16 protein-coding genes are annotated in these 18,451 nt (G+C 72.7%); 10 read left to right on the top strand and 6 right to left on the bottom strand.

What is annotated here, in order from left to right; translation table 11 throughout:
* The first annotated feature begins 334 nt into the window (after positions 1-334).
* Together ACWDYJ_RS12760 and ACWDYJ_RS12755 are read left to right on the top strand one after the other, a co-directional pair.
* A complete protein-coding gene (locus ACWDYJ_RS12760) occupies positions 335-508 on the top strand; it encodes a hypothetical protein (protein ID WP_451565580.1) in 174 nt (57 codons plus the stop codon).
* A 164-nt stretch (positions 509-672) separates the two neighbouring features.
* On the top strand, positions 673-1,656 hold the full coding sequence (locus ACWDYJ_RS12755) for an NAD-dependent epimerase/dehydratase family protein (RefSeq protein WP_451565528.1): 984 nt from the start codon (positions 673-675) through the stop codon (positions 1,654-1,656).
* Here the strand turns inward: ACWDYJ_RS12755 and ACWDYJ_RS12750 are convergent.
* From ACWDYJ_RS12750 to ACWDYJ_RS12740, 3 genes are read right to left on the bottom strand one after another with little or no spacing between them, the layout of a single operon-like run.
* Positions 1,642-3,081 carry a lipase maturation factor family protein gene (locus ACWDYJ_RS12750; RefSeq protein WP_451565527.1) on the bottom strand — a complete coding sequence of 480 codons (1,440 nt, stop codon included), beginning with the start codon at positions 3,079-3,081 and terminating at the stop codon, positions 1,642-1,644. The two genes, ACWDYJ_RS12755 and ACWDYJ_RS12750, sit on opposite strands and share 15 nt — an antisense overlap.
* An 11-nt stretch (positions 3,082-3,092) precedes the next feature.
* Complete coding sequence (locus tag ACWDYJ_RS12745) at positions 3,093-3,626, bottom strand: DUF1990 family protein (RefSeq protein WP_451565526.1); 534 nt, start codon at positions 3,624-3,626, stop codon at positions 3,093-3,095.
* Entirely contained in the window at positions 3,623-4,486 is an 864-nt protein-coding gene (locus ACWDYJ_RS12740) for a YndJ family protein (RefSeq protein WP_451565525.1), read from the bottom strand. The genes ACWDYJ_RS12745 and ACWDYJ_RS12740 overlap by 4 nt, the downstream gene beginning before the upstream one ends.
* 161 nt (positions 4,487-4,647) lie before the next feature.
* Here ACWDYJ_RS12740 and ACWDYJ_RS12735 point away from each other — a divergent pair, with 161 nt between their 5' ends.
* From ACWDYJ_RS12735 to ACWDYJ_RS12720, 4 genes are all read left to right on the top strand, one after another.
* Positions 4,648-5,928 (top strand): DUF6777 domain-containing protein, encoded by a 1,281-nt coding sequence (locus ACWDYJ_RS12735; protein WP_451565524.1) that lies wholly within the window; start codon positions 4,648-4,650, stop codon positions 5,926-5,928.
* 7 nt (positions 5,929-5,935) lie between these two features.
* Complete coding sequence (locus ACWDYJ_RS12730; RefSeq protein ID WP_451565578.1) at positions 5,936-7,999, top strand: SpoIIE family protein phosphatase; 2,064 nt, start codon at positions 5,936-5,938, stop codon at positions 7,997-7,999.
* Between the two features lie 104 nt (positions 8,000-8,103).
* The gene (locus ACWDYJ_RS12725; RefSeq protein WP_451565523.1) at positions 8,104-8,964 is read left to right on the top strand and encodes an Fpg/Nei family DNA glycosylase; all 861 of its coding nucleotides are present in this window, start codon (positions 8,104-8,106) and stop codon (positions 8,962-8,964) included.
* Positions 8,965-9,016: 52 nt separating this feature from the next.
* Positions 9,017-9,418 carry a hypothetical protein gene (locus tag ACWDYJ_RS12720; RefSeq protein WP_451565522.1) on the top strand — a complete coding sequence of 134 codons (402 nt, stop codon included), beginning with the start codon at positions 9,017-9,019 and terminating at the stop codon, positions 9,416-9,418.
* Between the two features lie 46 nt (positions 9,419-9,464).
* Here ACWDYJ_RS12720 and ACWDYJ_RS12715 read toward each other — a convergent pair whose 3' ends face one another.
* On the bottom strand, positions 9,465-9,929 hold the full coding sequence (locus ACWDYJ_RS12715) for a hypothetical protein (RefSeq protein WP_451565577.1): 465 nt from the start codon (positions 9,927-9,929) through the stop codon (positions 9,465-9,467).
* Between the two features lie 309 nt (positions 9,930-10,238).
* Positions 10,239-10,772: a sigma-70 family RNA polymerase sigma factor gene (locus tag ACWDYJ_RS12710; protein ID WP_451565521.1), complete on the bottom strand. Its 534-nt coding sequence runs from the start codon at positions 10,770-10,772 to the stop codon at positions 10,239-10,241.
* 294 nt (positions 10,773-11,066) lie between these two features.
* On the opposite strand from ACWDYJ_RS12710, the gene ACWDYJ_RS12705 reads away from it, so the two are divergent.
* The 3 genes from ACWDYJ_RS12705 to ACWDYJ_RS12695 all read left to right on the top strand — a co-directional run bounded on the left by ACWDYJ_RS12705 (position 11,067) and on the right by ACWDYJ_RS12695 (position 16,629).
* Entirely contained in the window at positions 11,067-12,248 is a 1,182-nt protein-coding gene (locus ACWDYJ_RS12705) for a CapA family protein (RefSeq protein ID WP_451565520.1), read from the top strand.
* 105 nt (positions 12,249-12,353) lie between these two features.
* Entirely contained in the window at positions 12,354-15,656 is a 3,303-nt protein-coding gene (gene lysX / locus ACWDYJ_RS12700) for a bifunctional lysylphosphatidylglycerol synthetase/lysine--tRNA ligase LysX (RefSeq protein ID WP_451565519.1), read from the top strand.
* A 91-nt stretch (positions 15,657-15,747) separates the two neighbouring features.
* On the top strand, positions 15,748-16,629 hold the full coding sequence (locus tag ACWDYJ_RS12695; protein ID WP_451565518.1) for a polysaccharide deacetylase family protein: 882 nt from the start codon (positions 15,748-15,750) through the stop codon (positions 16,627-16,629).
* A 76-nt stretch (positions 16,630-16,705) separates the two neighbouring features.
* Here the strand turns inward: ACWDYJ_RS12695 and ACWDYJ_RS12690 are convergent, their stop codons facing one another.
* Positions 16,706-17,362, bottom strand: coding sequence for a class F sortase (locus tag ACWDYJ_RS12690; RefSeq protein ID WP_451565517.1), 657 nt, complete (start codon positions 17,360-17,362; stop codon positions 16,706-16,708).
* A gap of 375 nt (positions 17,363-17,737) precedes the next feature.
* Here ACWDYJ_RS12690 and ACWDYJ_RS12685 point away from each other — a divergent pair, with 375 nt between their 5' ends.
* Positions 17,738-18,235: a hypothetical protein gene (locus ACWDYJ_RS12685; RefSeq protein WP_451565516.1), complete on the top strand. Its 498-nt coding sequence runs from the start codon at positions 17,738-17,740 to the stop codon at positions 18,233-18,235.
* Positions 18,236-18,451 lie beyond the last annotated feature (216 nt).

Raw genomic sequence — 18,451 nt, 5'->3', positions numbered from 1 at the left:
GGGCCCTGCCAACTCGCCACCGTCACGGCCTCCGTCGTCCGCGTTCACGCGCCGTCGTCGGTGCCGAGCAGACCGCCACGGGCGGACATACCGTCGTACGAGCCGTCGTGGCGTCGTGCGAGTTACTGAACTCGGGGTGAAATCATGCGGTCCAGCGTGGATTTTACCGTTCCATCGAGCGGGACCCCGCTCATATGTGTACCCTGAGCCGGAAGGAGCCCCCACCCGGGCTCCGCTCCACCACGGCGCCACCGCGTCCGGAAAACCTATTTTCTTTCCCTATTTCCGGCGCGCGGCCGAGCCCGCCGGGTTACGCGACACAAGGGAGTTCGCGGTGACTGAAACGACGAAGCCCGACCCGACCATGGAGCGACCGGGGCGGGGGGCGAAAAAGACGAAGTCCGACGAACTCGGGAGTCTCGAGGTGTGGGCGCGCTCCGCCCCCATCCGACTGGCAGGCTACGAGGACGACCTCGCCGAGCCGCACATCCTGCCGAGCGTCGACTAGCCACCCGGCACCGGCCCCCGCGCCGACGTGGCGGCGGGGGCCCGGCATGCGCGCCGCGCGTTCCGCGCCCCCGGTCCCGGTTCCCGTTCGGCCTACGCCATGAGCGTCATCGCTGTGGGCGATCAACGCTTTCCGTGCCGCGCCGCAGCGTGCAGTCTCAACCCATGAAACTGCTGATGCTGGGTGGTACCGAATTCGTTGGCCGTGCGATCACCGAGGATGCCCTGGACCGGGGTTGGGAGGTGACCGTCTTCCACCGGGGTCACCACGCGCCCCCGCCCGGGACCTCGGCGCTGCACGGGGACCGCACCGCCCCCGACGGCCTGGCCGCCCTCGCCGAGGGCGAGTGGGACCTCGTCGTCGACACCTGGGGCGGAGCTCCCACGGCGGTGCGCGACAGCGCCCGCCTGCTGGCCGGCCGGGCCGGTCGCTACACGTACATTTCCAGCCGCTCGGTGTACGCCTACCCCGCCCCGGCCGGCCTCGCCGAGGACGGCCCGCTGGTGGAAGGCTCGCCCGACGCCGACTCCGTCGCCTACGCGGAGGACAAGCGGGGCAGTGAACTCGCCGCCCTCGACGCCTTCGGCGACCGCGCGCTGCTCGTGCGCGCCGGCCTGATCATCGGCCCGTACGAGAACGTCGGCCGCCTGCCCTGGTGGCTGAACCGCGTCGCCCGCGGCGGTCCGGTCCTCGCGCCCGGCCACAGTGAACTCCCGCTCCAGTACATCGACGTACGCGACCTCGCGCGCTGGACCCTGGACGCGTCCGTCGCCGGGCACGCCGGTGCGTACAACCTGGTCTCCCCGGTCGGCCACGCCACCATGGGCGCGCTCCTCGACGCCTGCGCCGCCGCCACCGGCGCCGCGGCCGAGCTGCGCTGGACCGACGCGGCCGCCATCGAGGAGGCCGGGGTGCAGCCCTGGACCGAGCTGCCGATCTGGCTGCCGGAGGGCGAACTGCACGACTACATGTTCGGCGGCGACGTCACCAAGGCCCTTGCGGCGGGCCTGAAATGCCGTCCCGTCGAGGAGACCGTGGCCGACACCTGGGACTGGCTGCGCACGCTCGGCGGAGTCGCCCCCCAGCGCTCCGACCGGCCGGCCCCGGGCGTGTCCCCGGAGCGGGAGGCCGCGCTACTCGGGCTCTGAGTCGGCGGCGTCCGCGAGGCGGGTCGGGGGCATGTACTCGCGCACCAGCGTGCGGTGCCACCAGGCGCCCGTCTCGCGCAACTCCCGCCAGGTGGTGAACCGGTAGCGGTACAGCCTGGCCCGCACGAAGCGCGGCGGGGCGTCCGGGAAGGGATTGTGGCGGATCAGCCGCAGCGTGTCCCGGTCGCCCGCCAGCAGCCGCTCCGTGAACGGCCCGAACCAGTCCCGCGCATAGCCGGGGGAGAGGGCCGCGAACCACATCAGCCAGTCCAGTCGCAGATGGTACGGGGCGAACTGGCGCGGCATCCGCCGCAGTTCGCCCGGCTTGCCCTTGAAGCCGTACTCCCGCCAGTCGCCGTCCGAGCGCGGCACCCGGTCGGTGGTGCCCTCGACCGCCACCTCCATCCGGACCCGGCCGACCGAGCCGAAGGCCCCGTACGTGTTGACCAGGTGCAGGGCGTCGAAGGAGCGGTTCATCACCTGCCCGCGCGAGATCATGTTGAGCACCGGGCGGTGGCTGAGGAAGAGGATCAGGGCCGTCACCGCGCAGACGAGGACCACGTACCAGAGCGGCGCCGCGCGCGAGGCGGCCGCCGGTGGCGCTCCGGCCACGCGCGTGAAGTCGACGGCCGACAGGGCCAGCGTGATCGTCAGCCAGTTCAGCCAGGCGAAGTTGCCCGACAGGACCAGCCACAGCTGGGTGGCCACGATGATCACGGCGGCGTACGAGGCCACCGGCTGCGGGGTGAAGAGGAGGACCGGGACGACCAGCTGGGTCACGTGGTTGGCCGCGCACTCCACCCGGTGCGCCGGCTTCGGCAGATGGTGGAAGAACCAGCTCAGCGGCCCCGGCATCGGCTGCGTCTCGTGGTGGTAGTCGAGGCAGGTCAGCTTGCGCCAGCAGGCGTCGCCCCGCATCTTGATCAGCCCGGCACCGAACTCCACCCGGAACAGCAGCCACCGCAGCAGCCACAGGACCAGCACGGGCGGCCCGGTCCGGGCGTTGCCGAGGAAGATCGCGAGGAAACCCGCCTCCAGCAGCAGCGACTCCCAGCCGAAGGAGTACCAGGTCTGCCCCACGTTGACGATCGACAGGTAGAGCAGCCACAGCACGGCCCACATCCCCATCGCGGCGGGCAGTGGCACCGCGTCGCCCACCCCCGCGGCCAGGGCCGCGGCGAGCGCCGCGCCCGCCCAGGCGCAGCCGGCGAAGAGCCGGTCGGAGTAACGCAGTTGGAACAGGCTGGGGGCGTGCCGGAACGGCACGTACCGCACGTAGCGCGGCACGGGCAGCATGCCGTGGGCGCCGATCAGTGCCCGGAACTGCAGCGCGGCCCCGACGAAGGCGACGAGGTAGACGCCGGCCAGAGCCCGCTGGAAGACCAGCCGGCTCAGCCAGTACCCGGGGGCAATGAACCAGTCCATCGCCTCCAGTATCAGGCGGCGGCGGCCAGTGCGCGCACGTGGCGGGCGAGCCATCGCGCGTAGGACAGCTGGAGGAAGGGAACCACCGGGCCCGCGAGCCGGGTGTACCAGCAGCCTGGGCGGCTGAAGGCGGTCACCGTGAACCACACCGCGCCGTCGCCGTCCATGTCCACGACGAAGGACTCCTCCCCGCACTCGGGGTGGCCGGGCAGGGTCCCGTACGCGAAACCGATGCGCGAGGGCTCGAACGCGGTCCAGATCACCTGGCAGGGGGCCGTGATCCGCAGCGGTCCGAAGCCGATCCCGACCTCGACGCGGGCGCCGGGGCGGACGGCACCGGCGTCGGCGCGCACCCGCATCCCCGAGGTCCGGTGCGCGTGGAAGGTGGTGACCGCGACTCCGGCGGCCTCGAACGCGGCCCGTCCCTGGCCGAGGCGGGCTCGGTGGTGGAGGTGGTTGTATCCGGCGGGCAGCGGCCGGCGGGCCGTCGCACCCCGGTCGGGGTAGGTGACGGTGTCCCGGCCGGTGCTGGTGAGGCGGGTCATGGCGTGGTCTCCGTTCGGTCGGGTCGGTCGGTCGTGTGTGCTCGCCGGCCGTCGGTCAGCCGCCGCCAGGCCAGCAGCGAGCAGAGGGCGAAGCCGAGCGCGTTGCCCAGGCCGTGGGTCGCCGCCATCCAGGTCAAGGTGGGGTGCGCGATCCCGGTGGCCTCGCCGGCCGCCCACCACAGGGCGAGCAGCATGGTGACCACCAGGACCACCGCCGAGGTCGCCAGCAGCACCCCGGTGGTCCGGTCACGGGCGCCGGGGCGGATGTCCCGCCAGGTCGCGAGCGCCACCGCCCACATCCCGGCCGTCAGCACCACCGCGCCCACCAGCTCGGCCCAGTCGTCGACGAAGTAGCCGAGCAGTACGAGCAGTGTGCCCGCCGGGACGCTGTACGCGGCCCAGCGCCTCCCGCGCCGCGCGGGCGCCGCCCGGCACACCAGTCCGGCGACCAGGGCGGCCGTGAACCCGGCGAAGTGGAAGTGCGGCACGGTCAGCGCCAGGATGTCGAGGTCGAAGCCGAAGAGCCGGTACCCCGCCCGCTCGGCGACCAGGGCGGTCCCGGCGACGGAGGGGGAGACGAGCGCGGTGAGCACGGCCACCTCGGCCGGGGCGAGCGAGCGGGTGCGCGCCAGCCGGGCCGGGGCCCGGGCCGCCAGGGCAAGGGTGGCCAGCGCGTAGAGTGCGGCGAGCACGGTGGCCGGGACCCCGCGCGGGAGCCACAGGCACAAGGCCCCGGGAGCGGCCGCCAGGGGCCACAGCCGGGCCGCGGTGCGCAGGCCGGCGGGGTCGATGAGGCGCAGGCCCACGGGGACGACGTAGAACATGCCCACCGTGACGATGAGGTTCACGAGTACCGTCACGGACCCACTCCTTTGAACGCGTTCAAGTACGGTCATGACCCTACGGGCTTCGTTGAACATGTTCAAGGCGCTCGGGGGTCGGTGCGCGGCCCTCCGGTTGCGGTGTCGGGGGACATGCGGCAGACAAGAGGGGAGCAACCGGGGCGATAAGGGAGAGCAGCGTGAACGACGTGAATGACGTGCCGGCACCGACACCCCGTCAGGCGCCGCGCCGTCACGCACCTGCCGGCGCGGCCTTCTTCGCCCTCTTCGGCCTGCTCGCCGGCGGATGCGCGAACTCCGGCCCCGAGGAGACCATGGGCCCCGCCGCCGAGAGCCGGGAGGTCCACCTCCAGCCGGTGGGCGCCGCCGGACCCGAGCCCTTCACCGCCTCCTCCGCCACCGCCGAGTCGGCCCCCGTGCAGCCCCCGCTCCCCAACACGAGCGGCCGGGGCATCCGCACCGTCGGCGCCGCCACCCCCGGCCTGTACGGCGGAACCCACCGCCTCGGCAGCTGCGACGTGGAACGGCAGGTCAACTCCCTCACCGCCGACGACGCCAAGGCCCAGGCCTTCGCCCAGGCCTCCGGCATCGAAAAGGACAAGCTCCCCGAATTCCTGCGCGGACTCACCCCGGTGGTCCTGCGCGCCGACACCCGGGTCACCAACCACGCCTTCCGGGACGGCCGGCCCGGCAGCTTCCAGTCCGTGCTCCAGGCCGGGACGGCCGTCCTCGTCGACGACCACGGCATGCCCCGGGTCCGCTGCGCCTGCGGAAACCCGCTCGTCGCGCCGCGCGCGCCGAAGGGCAGTGCGGTGCACAAGGGCGAACCGTGGAACGGCTACCAGCCCAACCAGGTCATCGTCATCGAGCCGACGGCCCAGGTGATCGACAACCTGGTCATCGTCAACATCGCCGACAACACCTGGATCGAGCGCAGGGCAGGCGACGACGGCGCCCAGGACCAGATCCCGAAGGCGCTGCCGCCCTACGATCCGGCCGAAGGCATCCCGAACGGGCCCGCGATCCAGCCCGAGTCCTCACCGTCCGAGCCCTGCGCCACCGCGGACTCCCACAGCCTGGCCCGCACCACACCACCCGCGCCCCCGTCCCGGCCGTCCTCGGGCGTACCCGGGCCCGCCGCCGCGCCGTGCCCGCCTTCCCCGTCGTCACCACAGCGGGAGCCGCGCTCCGACGCCCCCTCGGACCTCGGCTCGGACGTCCCCTCCACGGTGCCCGAGGACGGCCCCCCGGACCCGTCCGCGCAGCTCCCGGACGACCCGGCCCTGCCGCCGGACGGGGGCGACGCACCGCTCCAGGACCCGGACGCTCCGGGCGACCCGGCCCTGCCCGACGGCGACCCGTACGCAGACCCGTACACCGCCCCGGACGCCGACCCCTACGGCGTACCGGACCAGCAGGAGCAGTCCTTCGACGAGGGGCCCGACCTGGAGAGCGCCTGACCGGCCGCTGTGTCATGGTGGACCGGTGCCGAGCACCACATCGCTGCCGAAGGACTGGCCCGCGCATCCGGACCTGTCGCTCTCGCTGAACCGGATGGGCAGTTTCGACTGGAACCTGGCCACAGGGCTCATGCACATGGACACGGCGGCCCTCGACGTATTCGACACGGACCCCGACGAGTACGACGGACGGCCCGCCTCCCTCGCCGCGCGCGTCCCGCCCGCCGAGGCGGCCCGGCTCGACGCCCTCGTCTCCAGCGCCCTCAAGAGCGAGCTCGACAGCTACGGCGCCTACTTCCGCATCCGCCGCCGGGACGGCCGGCTGCGCTGGACCCACACACAGGGCCACGTCCTGCGCGGCCCGGACGGACGCCCGTACCGCATCATCGGGATCGTCCGCGACGCGACCGAGGAACTCAGCCACTCGGCCGAACGGCTCGGTCTGGACGAGGAACGGCGTCGGCAGACCTCCGTGGTCGAGAGCACCACCGCCGCCCTCGCGCACGCCCGGACCGTACAGGACGTCATCGACGCCCTCGGCGACGCCCACGGCCTGGAACGCCTCGGCTCCATGGGCATGGTCATGGGCCTGGTCGAAGCCGGCCGGATCCATCTGGTGGCCGAAGGCCCCCAGGGCAGCTTCGTCCCCGGCACGCGCTACACGCGCATCGACGCGGACTACCCGATGAGCGAGGTCGTCCGCTCGCTCCAGCCGCGCTTCCTGGACTCCGCCGAGGAGTTCGCCGACGGGTATCCCGGGCTCTGGTCGAAGATCTCGTCCATGCGGATCTCGGCCGCCGCCTATCTGCCGCTGATCGCCCAGGCACGCCCGATCGGCGCCATCGGACTCCTCTACCAGGACAAGGACGGCTTCACGCAGGAGGAGCGCAACCTCCTGGTCGCGCTGGGCAGCAGCATCGCGCAGAGCCTCCAGCGGGCCATGCTGCTGGAGCAGGAGCACGATCTGGCGGAGGGCCTGCAACAGGCCATGCTGCCCCGGCGGATCCCGGCCGTCCCCGGAGCCCAGATCGCCGTCCGCTACCGCTCCGCCCGGATGGGCCAGGACATCGGCGGCGACTGGTACGACATCATCCCGCTGCCGGGAGGCCGGGTCGGCGCCGTCATCGGCGACGTGCAGGGCCACGACACCCACGCGGCGGCGGTGATGGGGCAGCTGCGCATCGTGCTGCGCGCCTACGCCGCCGAGGGGCACTCCCCGGCCACGGTCATGGCACGGGCCTCCGTCTTCCTCCACGAGCTGGACACGGACCGCTTCGCGACCTGCACCTACGTGGAGGCCGACCTCTCCACCGGGGTCCTCCAGCTGGTGCGCGCCGGCCATATCGACCCCCTCCTGCGCACCCGGGACGGGGACTGCCGGCGGCTGCCCGTCGAGGGCGGGATGCCGCTGGGACTGTCGGCGGAGTTCGGCCGCCTGGACTACCCGGTGACGACCGTGGAACTGGACCCGGGGGAAACGATCCTCCTGTGCACGGACGGCCTGGTGGAGCAGCCCGGCGCGGACCTGGACGACGGCATCCAGCTCCTGACCTCCCTGATTCGCAGCGGCCCCGCCGAACTCCAGCAGCTCGCCGACCGGCTCTGCGAGGTGGTCGACGACCGGGGCGGGGACGACGACATGGCGCTGCTCCTGCTGCGCCGCCAGGGCGAGGACGTTCCGCAGGGCGGCGGACGGCTCCAGCAGCACGTGGCCCCCGGGGACCCCGAAGCCCTGGTCGCCGCCCGGCACATGATCGGCGCGGCGGTACGGGCCTGGGGCGCGCGGGGCCAGGCCGACGAGATCGAGCTCGTCGCGGACGAGCTCATCGTGAACGCCCTGATGCACACGGACGGCCCCGCGATCGTGACCCTGCGCGTACTGACCAGCCCGGAGCGGCGGCTGCGGGTGGAGGTGGAGGACCGCTCCAGCGCACTCCCCAGGCGCCGCGAGGCGGGAGAGGCCGGCGTGTCGGGGCGCGGCCTGATGCTGGTGGACCGGCTGGCGGACGTCTGGGGCGTGGAGTCGCGGGGCAGCGGCAAGTGCGTGTGGTGCGAGTTCGTGATGGGCTGAGGGGTTGAGCCGTGCCGGCCTGAGCCGTGTGGGGCTGGGCCGCCGGGCGGGCACCGTACGGCCGCCGGCTCGCGCTTCCCGTGGGGCGGCGGCAGGCTGGAAGGATGCCGGAGCTGCCGGAGGTCGAGGCCCTGAGGGAGTTCCTCGACGAGCACCTCGCCGGGCGGGTGGTCGCACGCGTCATCCCGCTCGCGGTCAGCGTGCTCAAGACCTACGAGCCGCCACTGACCGCCCTCGAAGGACAGCGGGCGGGGTCCACCGCCCGGTACGGCAAGTTCCTCGCCGTACGGATCGGGGAACTCCACCTCGTCACCCACCTGGCGCGGGCCGGCTGGCTGCGCTGGCAGGACACCCTCCCCGCGCAACCGCCGCGCCCCGGCAAGGGACCGCTCGCGCTGCGCCTCGTACTGGAGGACGGCGGAGGCTTCGACCTCACCGAGGCGGGCACCCAGAAACGCCTCGCGGTGTACGTCGTGCGCGACCCCCAGGAGGTGCCGGGCATCGCCCGGCTCGGACCCGACCCGCTGGCCGAGGGCTTCGACCGGGACGCCTTCGCCGCGCTGCTGGCCGGGGAACGCAGGCAGATCAAGGGCGTCCTGCGCGACCAGGGCGTCATCGCGGGCATCGGCAACGCCTACAGCGACGAGATCCTCCACGAGGCCAAGGTCTCGCCCTTCAAACTGGCCGCCTCCTTCGACGAGGACCAGGCCACGCACCTGTACGAGGCACTCCAGGACACCCTGCGCGCCGCCGTCGCCCGAGCCCACGGGCTGGCGGCCGGGCAGCTCAAGGCCGAGAAGAAGAGCGGGCTGCGGGTCCACGGCCGGGAGGGGGAGCCCTGCCCGGTGTGCGGGGACACCGTCCGCTCGGTGTCCTTCGCCGACTCCTCGCTCCAGTACTGCCCCACCTGCCAGACCGGCGGCAAACCGCTCGCGGACCGCAGGCTCTCCCGCCTCCTCAAGTAGCCGGGACGGAGGCCGGGACGGCGGCCGGAGACCCCGCGTAGACTCCGGCACCATGGCCGAGGAGCAACAGCCGCCGCCCCGGCGGGAGATCGTCACCGGAGTACCCCGGGGAAGCCGCCGCAGGCCGCCCGGGCACACCCCGGCCCGCTCCGAGATCTCCGAGCAGACCACCCTCGGGGCCACCTACGTACGAGCTCTGATGCGCAGCCAGCTCCGCGCCGCCGTGGGCGCGCTGGCGGTGCTCACCGTGCTGCTGGTGCTGCTTCCGCTGGCGTTCCTGCTGCCCCGGGCCGCGTCGGGCCCGCTGGTCTGGATCGGGCTCGGCCTGGTGGTGTACCCGGTGATGTGGCTGATCGCCCGCTGGTACGTGAACCGGGCCGAGCGCAACGAGGCCGACTTCACCGGGCTGGTGACGGACCCGGCCGAACCGCCGCCGCTCCGCCACCCGGCGTAGAGGAGCGCACGTTCCTCGGGCGGTGTGCTCCTGGGGCGGCGGGTCCTCAGAACAGGTGCATCGCCAGGTGGCCCAGGGGCAGGCCGAGCTGCCAGGCCGGGGTCCAGACGCGGGCGTTCTCGTCCAGGCCCGGCGGGGTGTCGGCGTGACCGTGCCGGCCGGGGTCGAGATTGGTGGCGAACAGTTCGGTGTCGTCCAGCCAGCGCCACGCCGCCCGGGCCAGTTCGAGGTCGGGGTCCTCACCGCCACCACGCTCGCGGGCCTCCTCGCCCAGCGCGAGGAAGCGGGTGTGCACCCAGTCGCGCCAGGGGTGTCCGTACGCGGTCAGGGACAGCCACTCGTCGAGCTGCGAGACCACCCGGATCCCGGAGAGCTCGCCCGCCGCGTCCGAGAGGTAGATCGTCAGCGCGAGCGTGTCGCGCCCGGCACGGAATTCCAGCGTGCTGACCGGGATCAGCCGGCCCGTGCGCAGCAGCTCATCGGCGATGTACTCCGCGTAGAGCCACGCCATGGGCACTGCCAGTCCGCCGTCACTGGTGCCGTTCGAACCCTCGGGCTGCACCGTTCCACCTTCTCCCGCGCGTCGAGCTTCCACCGTCACCCCTGAGCCTTCACCGGCCGACTCGTGGAGCGGAGGATGTTTACTCAACTTGAACGCACTCATGCCGATATCGATGCGGTCCCTGTCCGGTTCGTGCGCATGGAAGACGATCCTTGAGTGCTTCGGCGTGCGTCCGCCGCGTCAGGCCTGGGCGTGCGGCTCATGCGTGCGGCTCATGCGTGCTGCCCATGCGTGCGGCCCGTGCGCCGGGCGCGTGGATCAGGCGCCCAGTCCGTAGCCGTGGAGGCCCTTCCGCAGGGCGCGCAGGGCGTAGTACGTACGGGATTTGACCGTTCCGGCCGGAATACCGAGCTCTGCGGCCGCCTCGGCCACCGAGCGGTCCTGGAAGTAGACCTGCATCAACACCTCGCGGTGCTCGGGCCCCAGACTGCCCACCGCCCTGCGGACGTCGATCGCGGTGACCGAGCCGGCCACCGCGTCGTCGGGCGCGGGCGCCTGCTCCAGGCCGCCGGGGTCGACCTCCTGCGGCCGTGACATCCGGGCGCGGCGGGCGTCGATCGCCAGGCGCCGCGCGACCGTGAACAGCCAGGGCCGCATGGACTCGTGGGCGCTCGCCAGCACCTCCGGGTGCTGCCAGACCCGTACGAGGGTCTCCTGTACGAGGTCCTCGGCGCGCTGCGCGTCGCCCGCCGTGAGGCCGAGCAGGAATCCGAACAGGGCCCGCCCGTGGTCGCGCTGGAGTTCGGCGAGCGCCTCGGGTTCCGTGTGCTGGAGGGTGGGGGAGGGCGGCACGAGTGGCTCCTTCCGGGGTCCGCTGGGGGGCTCGGGGGTCCGCTTGGGTCCGATTCACACACCCTGACCTGCACGGAGCCGCCCGGGAACCGTCCAGCGCCGCCGTTGCGCCCAAGCACCCGGGTCATCCGGTGGGCGGCCGCACCGGGCGATGAACGGTCGAACGGCGCGGCGAACGGCCATCGGCCAAGGGGGTGAGAGGGCCCCGGCGGGCGGCACCGTTCCTTGACTTGAGGCGTCTTCTCTTATGGATTTCAGGTGATCCGACAGTCCTACGAATGAGAGCTGGGGCAGATGACCAAGCGCACGCGGCACGCATTCGCGCTGCTGTCGACCGTCCTGCTGTCGGCGGCGGCAGCGGCCGGCTGTTCCACCGGCGGTGGCTCCGCACCGGCCCGGCTCGGCCCCAGCTCCGGCGCCACCGGCCCGGCCGCGAAGGGCTTCACCCTGGTCGCGAGTGGCGACGTACTGCCGCACACGTCGATCATCCGGCGGGGGTCGGTGGACGCCGACGGCCAGGGGTACGACTTCCGGCCGATGTTCTCCGGTGTCAAGCCGGTGGTCTCGGCGGCCGATCTGGCGCTGTGCCACATGGAGACGATCTACGGCGAGGACGGCGGGCCGTTCAGCGGCTACCCGGCCTTCGTCTCCCCGCCGCAGGTCGCCGACGGGCTGAAGGACGCGGGATACGACGGCTGCTCCACGGCCTCGAACCACACGCTCGACGACGGCGCCGACGGCCTGAGGCGCACGCTCGACCGCTTCGACAAGGTCGGTCTCGGCCACGCGGGCTCCGCGCGGACGGCCGCCGAGGCGGCCAGGACCACGATGTACACGGCGGGCTCCGCCAAGGTCGCGCACCTCGCCTACACCTACGGCACGAACGACTACCCGCTGCCGGACGGCCGGCCGTGGGCGGTCAACCTGATGAAGCAGGACAAGATCGTCACGGACGCGCGGGCCGCCAGGAAGGCGGGCGCGGACGTGGTGCTGGTCAGCCTCCACTGGGGCACGGAGTGGCAGACCGAGCCGGACGAGACGCAGCTGACGCTGAGCAAGGCACTGACGGCCTCGCAGACCGGGGACCGCCCCGACATCGACATGATCCTGGGCACCCACGCGCACGTCCCGCAGGCCTACGAGAAGCTGAACGGGACCTGGGTCGTCTACGGCATGGGCGACCAGGTCGCCGGTGAAATGTTCAATTACTCCGGCGCGCGGGACCTGCGCGGCAACTACGGCTCCATCGGCCGCTTCACCTTCGCCCCGCCCGCCGCGCCGGGGCAGCGCTGGCAGGTGACGAAGGCCGAGTTCATCCCGCAGATGACCGACCTGTCCATCGGCAGGGTCGTCAACCTCCAGGACGCCCTCGCCAAGGATCCGGACCGGGACGACTACGCATCAGCCCAGGAGGCCATCAGCGAAGCGGTCCTCGGCCGTGGCGCCGCCCAGCACGGCCTCACCAGGGCCGGGTGAGCCCGCCCGAGTCCGAGGAAGAACGATCGCGGGCCGCCCCGTCACCTCCCGGGGGCCGTCCGGCTCGACGCGCGCACCGGCGGCCCGCTCCCTACAGTGCCAATCATGAGTGCCGCCGTGGAGGACACCCGTGGGACCCGCAGCCGCTTCCTGAACCGGGTACCGGACGCCTTCGGAGCGTTCTTCGGGGCGCTCGGGCTGCTCTGTGCCCTACTGGCGCTCTCCCCGACGCTGCGGCGGCTGCTGCGGCACGTCGTGCGCTTCCTCGACCAGTTCGTGGTGCCGGTGAGCGCGAACCTCGCGTACGCCGTCTTCCTCTTCCTGCTCGCCGCCGCCCTCGGCACCCGCAAGAAGATCGCCTGGTGGATCGTCGTCACCTATCTGGCCCTGTTGATCCTCGTCGACGTGCTGCTCATCGGCGACGGGGACTACTGGGTCGGCGGCCCGTCGATGGCCCTCGCGACCCTGGCCCTCGTCATCCTGACCGCCGCCCGCGGGGAGTTCTACGCCGCCTCGCGGACCGGCGCCGTCTGGCGGGCCATGCTCGTGCTCGGCCTCGGGCTGCTCGCGGCCGTCCTCGTAGGCTGGGGCCTGGTCGCGCTCTTCCCCGGCACCCTGCCCCGCGGGCAATGGCTGGACTGGGCCGCCAAACAGGTCTTCGGCGGTCTCTTCTCCGCCCGGGAGTTCGACGGCCGCCCGCCCCGCCCGCTCTACTTCCTGCTCGGCCTCTTCGGCGCCCTCGCCCTGCTGAACGCCGCCATGACCCTCTTCCGCTCGCAGCGCCTGACCGCCGCCCTGCACGGTGACGAGGAGCCCCGCATCCGCGCCCTGCTCGGCGCGTACGGGCGGGGTGACTCCCTCGGCTACTTCGCCACCCGGCGCGACAAGGCCGTCGTCTTCGCCCCGAACGGCAAGGCCGCCGTGACCTACCGGGTGGAGGCCGGGGTCTGCCTCGCCAGCGGCGACCCGGTGGGCGATCCCGCCGCCTGGACCCCCGCCATCGACGCCTGGCTGACGGTCGCCCGCCGCTACGGATGGCCGCCCGCCGTCATGGGCGCCTCCGAGGACGGTGCGACCGCGTACGCCCGCTCCGGACTCAGCGCCCTCCAGCTCGGCGACGAGGCGATCCTGCACGTCGCCCGCTTCGACCTCGACGGCCGCGACATGCGGGTCACCCGGCAGGCCGTGAACCGGGTCCGGCGCACCGGCGCCACCACGCTCATCCGCCGCCACCGCGCCCTCTCCGAGGACGAGATGCGGACCATCGTCGACCGGGCCGACCGGTGGCGGGACACCGAGACCGAACGCGGCTTCTCCATGGCCCTGGACCGGCTCGGCGACCCCGCCGACGGGGACTGCCTGCTCGTCGAGGCCTTCGACGCCGAGGGCGAGCTGATCGCGCTGCTGTCCTTCGTCCCCTGGGGCAAGGACGGCATCTCCCTCGACCTGATGAGGCGCGAGCGCTCCGCCCCCAACGGGGTCATGGAGTTCATGGTCGCCGAGCTGTGCGCCGCGGCCCCCGGCCTCGGCGTGCGCAGGATCTCCCTGAACTTCGCCGTTTTCCGCTCCGCCTTCGAGGAGGGCGGCCGGATCGGCGCCGGCCCCGTCCTGAAGCTGTGGCGCAGGCTGCTGCTCTTCTTCTCCCGCTGGTGGCAGCTGGAAGCGCTGTACCGCTCGAACGTCAAGTACGGGCCCGAGTGGTATCCGCGGTTCCTCTGCTACCAGGATGCCGGCTCCCTCGCCCGGGTCAGCCTCGCCTCAGGCATCGCCGAGGGCTTCGTCTCCGTGCCGAGCCTGCGCACCCTGTGGGGCAACGGCCACCCCAAGGGCCTCACCGCCCCCGCCAGTACCGCGGGGCTGCCCTCCATCGACTCCCTGGGCCTGGACCTCATAGGCGAGGACGGGGTGCGTACGCCGGCCGAGCGGCTGCCCGAGCAGGTCCGGGTCCGCCACGCCAAGCTGGAGCGGATCCGGGCGGGCGGCACCGACCCCTACCCCGTCGGGATCCGGCAGCGTACCCACACCGTCGCCGAACTGAAGGCGGCGCACCCCGGCCACGCGGCCGGGACCCGCACCGGCGAACAGGTCACCCTCGCCGGGCGGGTGATGGTCGTACGCGACCTCGGCGGCGTGGTCTTCGCCGTGCTCCGCGACTGGACCGGCGACGCCCAGCTGATGTTCACCCGGGACGAGGCGGGGGCCGCCGTACTCGACTCCTTCACCTCCCAGGTGGACTTCGGCGACCACGTGGCGGCCACCGGAGAGGTCGGCGCCAGCAAGACCGGCGAACTGTCCGTCCTCGTCGACTCCTGGCAGCTCACCGGCAAATGCCTGCGCCCCCTGCCCGACAAGCGCAAGGGCCTCGCCGACCCGGAGGCCCGGGTCCGGCGCCGCTACCTCGACCTGGTCGCCAGCCCGGACGCGCGGGACGTCGTACGGGCCCGCTCCAGCGCCGTGCAGGCCCTGCGCCAGGGGCTGCTGGACCGCGGCTACCTGGAGGTCGAGACCCCGATGCTCCAGCAGATCCACGGCGGCGCCAACGCCCGGCCCTTCCGTACGCACATCAACGCCTACGACCTTGATTTGTACCTGCGCATCGCGCCCGAGCTCTACCTCAAGCGGCTGTGCGTCGGCGGTATGGAGAAGGTCTTCGAGATGGGCCGCACCTTCCGCAACGAGGGCGTCTCCTACAAGCACAACCCCGAGTTCACGATGCTGGAGGCCTATCAGGCCTTCGCCGACTACGACGTGATGCTCGACCTGACGCGCGAGCTCATCCAGGGCGCCGCCACCGCGGCCTTCGGCTCGCCCGTCGCCCACAAGGCGGGCCCGGACGGCAAGCTCGTCCTCCACGACATCTCCGGGCCCTGGCCGGTCAAGACCATGTACGGGGCGATCAGCGAGGCCATCGGCGAGGAGGTGGACGCCGACACCGAGGAGCGCGTTCTGAGGAGGCTGTGCGACCGGACCCAAGTGCCGCACACCCCCGAGAACACCCGCGCGGACGTGGTCCTGGAGATGTACGAGCGGCTGGTGGAGGAGAAGACCCAGCTGCCCACCTTCTACAAGGACTTCCCGACGGACGTCTCCCCGCTCACCCGGCAGCACCGCGAGGACCCGCGCCTCGCCGAGCGCTGGGACCTGGTGGCCTTCGGCACCGAACTGGGCACCGCCTACTCGGAACTGACCGACCCCGTCGAGCAGCGGCGCCGCCTGACCGCCCAGTCGCTGCTGGCGGCGGGCGGCGACCCGGAGGCGATGGAACTCGACGACGACTTCCTGGACGCCCTGGAGTACGCCATGCCGCCGACCGGCGGCCTGGGCATCGGCGTCGACCGGCTGGTCATGTTCCTCACGGGTCTGACGATCCGTGAGACGTTGCCGTTCCCCCTGGTACGACGCGGCTGAGGGCATGGGAGGCTGGTCCGAGCGGGTGAGGGGGAGTGGGCGCGTCCGCGCCTCTCGACAACTTCCGGGATGTCGTTGATACGTAGTAATAATGAAAAATGACGAGCCGACAGTGGGGCGACGCGTGCTCCTGCGTACCGCCGTCTTCCTCGGAATCGCCGCCGCCTCCGGACTGCTCACCGTGGGCGAGGCCGAGCCCCCGGCAGGAGCCGGCACCGGACCCGGCCCGGCAGGCGGACCCCCGGCGGGGGCCGCCGGTGCGCCCGGGCTGCGCCCCGCGGGGCCACCCGAAAAGTCCTACCGGCTACGGCCGATGACCGCCGAAGCCCCCGCCCGGCCGCCCACCGCGAAACCCGCCGTACGGACCCGGCCCTTCCTGGAACTCCCCGCCGACGCGAGCACGGGCGGCGCCATGGTGCTCACCTTCGACGACGGCCCCGACCCCCGCTACACCCCCGCCATCCTCGACACCCTCGCCCGGTACGGAGTGCGGGCGATGTTCTTCGTCTGCGGCGAGATGGCCACCGACCACCGCGACCTGCTGCGCCGGATGGCTTCGGAGGGGCACGTCATCGGCAACCACACCTGGACGCACCCGCTCATCCCCGCGCTCAGCAGGCCCGCCCTCGCCTCCGAGATCGGCCGCACGAGCGACGTCGTACAGCGGACGGTGGGGGAGGCGCCGCTGTGGTTCCGCGCGCCGTACGGGGCGTGGAACCGGGCCGCCTTCGAGATCGGGGCCGAGCTGGGGATGGAACCGCTCGCCTGGACCGTGGACACCCTCGACTGGAAGGAGCCCGGGACCGCCACGATCGTCTCCCGGGTGCTGGAGGGTGCCGGGTCGGGGGTGATCGTGCTCAGCCACGACGCGGGCGGCGACCGGTCGCAGAGCGTCCACGCGCTGGGTGCGTACCTGCCCCACCTGCTCGCGCGGGGCTACCGGATGACGCTGCCGCCGCTTCCGCCGCGCTGAGCGGGGCGGGCCGGGGCGGGGCGAGCGGGGCCGGGAAGCGCCACGTCCTGTCGGTGCTCCCCGGCCCGGTGTCCGTTCAGCGGGCGGCGATCATCCGGGCGAAGACGACGACGTTGCCGTCGTACCCCCTGCCCTTCGAGTAGCCGCCGCCGCACGTGATCACCCGGAGCTCCGGGTGTCCGGTGTCCCCGTACACCCGGGCTCCGGGGAAGGACTGCTTGGAGAACACCTCCACGCCGTACACCTCGAACACCGCCGTGCGCCCGTCGTAGCGCTCCACCTCGACGTGGCTGCCCGGCTTGACCGACCCGAGGCCGAAGAAGACCGCCGGGCCCTGCGCGTTGTCCACGTGGCCCACGATCACCGCGGATCCGCGCTGGCCCGGAGAGATGCCGTTGAGGTACCAGCCGGCCAGGTTCGGGTCCTGCGGCGGCGGGGCGTCGACATAGCCCTGCGCGTCCAAGCCGACCGTCATGGCCGGCGCGTCCACGCGGATCGACGGGATCCGGATGCGCTGCACCGACGAGTGGTCCAGCACCTCCATGTCCGGCGGCGGCACCGGCGGATTGAACTGATCGGCCGTCACCGCGACGGCCGAGGCCGCGGTGGGCTGGGGCGGCCCGTCGTCGACCGCCACACCGTTGCGCACCATGGCGAGGCCGGTGAGCATGACGAGGGCGAGTACGCCCCACGGTGAGCGTTTGCGTGACTGCCCGGTCTCGTCCTCGCCCATCGTTCTCCCTTCCCGACGCGGGGGTCCCGACCCGCGATCCTGTTCCCGCCCCCGTACGCCCTACTTCACGCACGTTAAGGGTGAGTCGGCAGGACGGCGAGGGGGGAAGGGCGAACGGGTGGCGGGGGCGGCGTGGAGGTGCAAAGGGGCCGTAAGGGATGCGCCCATACAGGTAATCGTCAGATAAACGGCTGACGGTCCGTGACCTGCGGATCCGTCAGCCGAGCCGCTCGCCCGTCGGCGTGTCGCTCAACCGGGCGGCCCAAAGCCACACATGCGGAGCTTGCGGATCGCCCGGAGGGTTTGTTGTGGGATGCGTTCTCGTCGATCATCCGGGGCCGACGCTCCGGGGCGCTTCCCGCTGGAGGTTCCACCATGCGTGTCTTCCGCGCTCTTACCGTGACCGCGGCGGCCTGCGCCGCGATCGGTCTCAGTGTTCCGTTCGCCTCCGCGAATCCCCCGCAGGGCGGTGGCAACGGGCCCCACAACATCTCGGTCAACCCGTACTCCGTGCACCAGGGATCCACGATGCAGGTCAGCGCGTCGGGCTGCGGCCACGGTGGCACGGTCACGTCGCACGGCAACTTTCCCCCCGCCAACCTGTCCGCCGGATCGATCGGCTTCGCGACCGTCCGGATCTTCAACCACGCGTCGCCCGGCACCCACACCCTGTCGGTCAAGTGCAACGACAGCTCCCTGGTGGCCACGCACCGCTTCCAGATCCTGCCCGGCAACGGAGCCCAGGGCGGCATCGGCGGCGCCTTCGGCCCGTCCGCCGCCGAGACCGCCATCGGCGCGAGCCTCGTCGGGGTCGCGGCCCTGGGCGCCGGTGTGCACGTGATGCGCCGACGCCGTCCGGCCGGCCGGATCTGACCGGCCGGTCCGCCCGGCCGGCCCGGACAACCGCCGGTCGCCCCGATTCCCGACCAGGACTCGGGGCGACCGGCGGCTGTCGGGTGTCAGGAGGTGGTTCCCGGCGGTGGCTCGGCCCGGTCTAGGTCGTGTCGTCAAAGTCCCTCCTGGCCGGTGGGGCCTGGCACGCACGCTCGCCGCGTTGTCGTCGGTCGCCGACGCTCCGCGTCGACTCCC

The sequence above is a fragment of the Streptomyces sp. NPDC003042 genome (assembly GCF_053591315.1).
The sequence above is the reverse complement of the archived record's forward strand: the minus strand, read 5'-3'. Positions and strand labels throughout refer to the sequence as shown.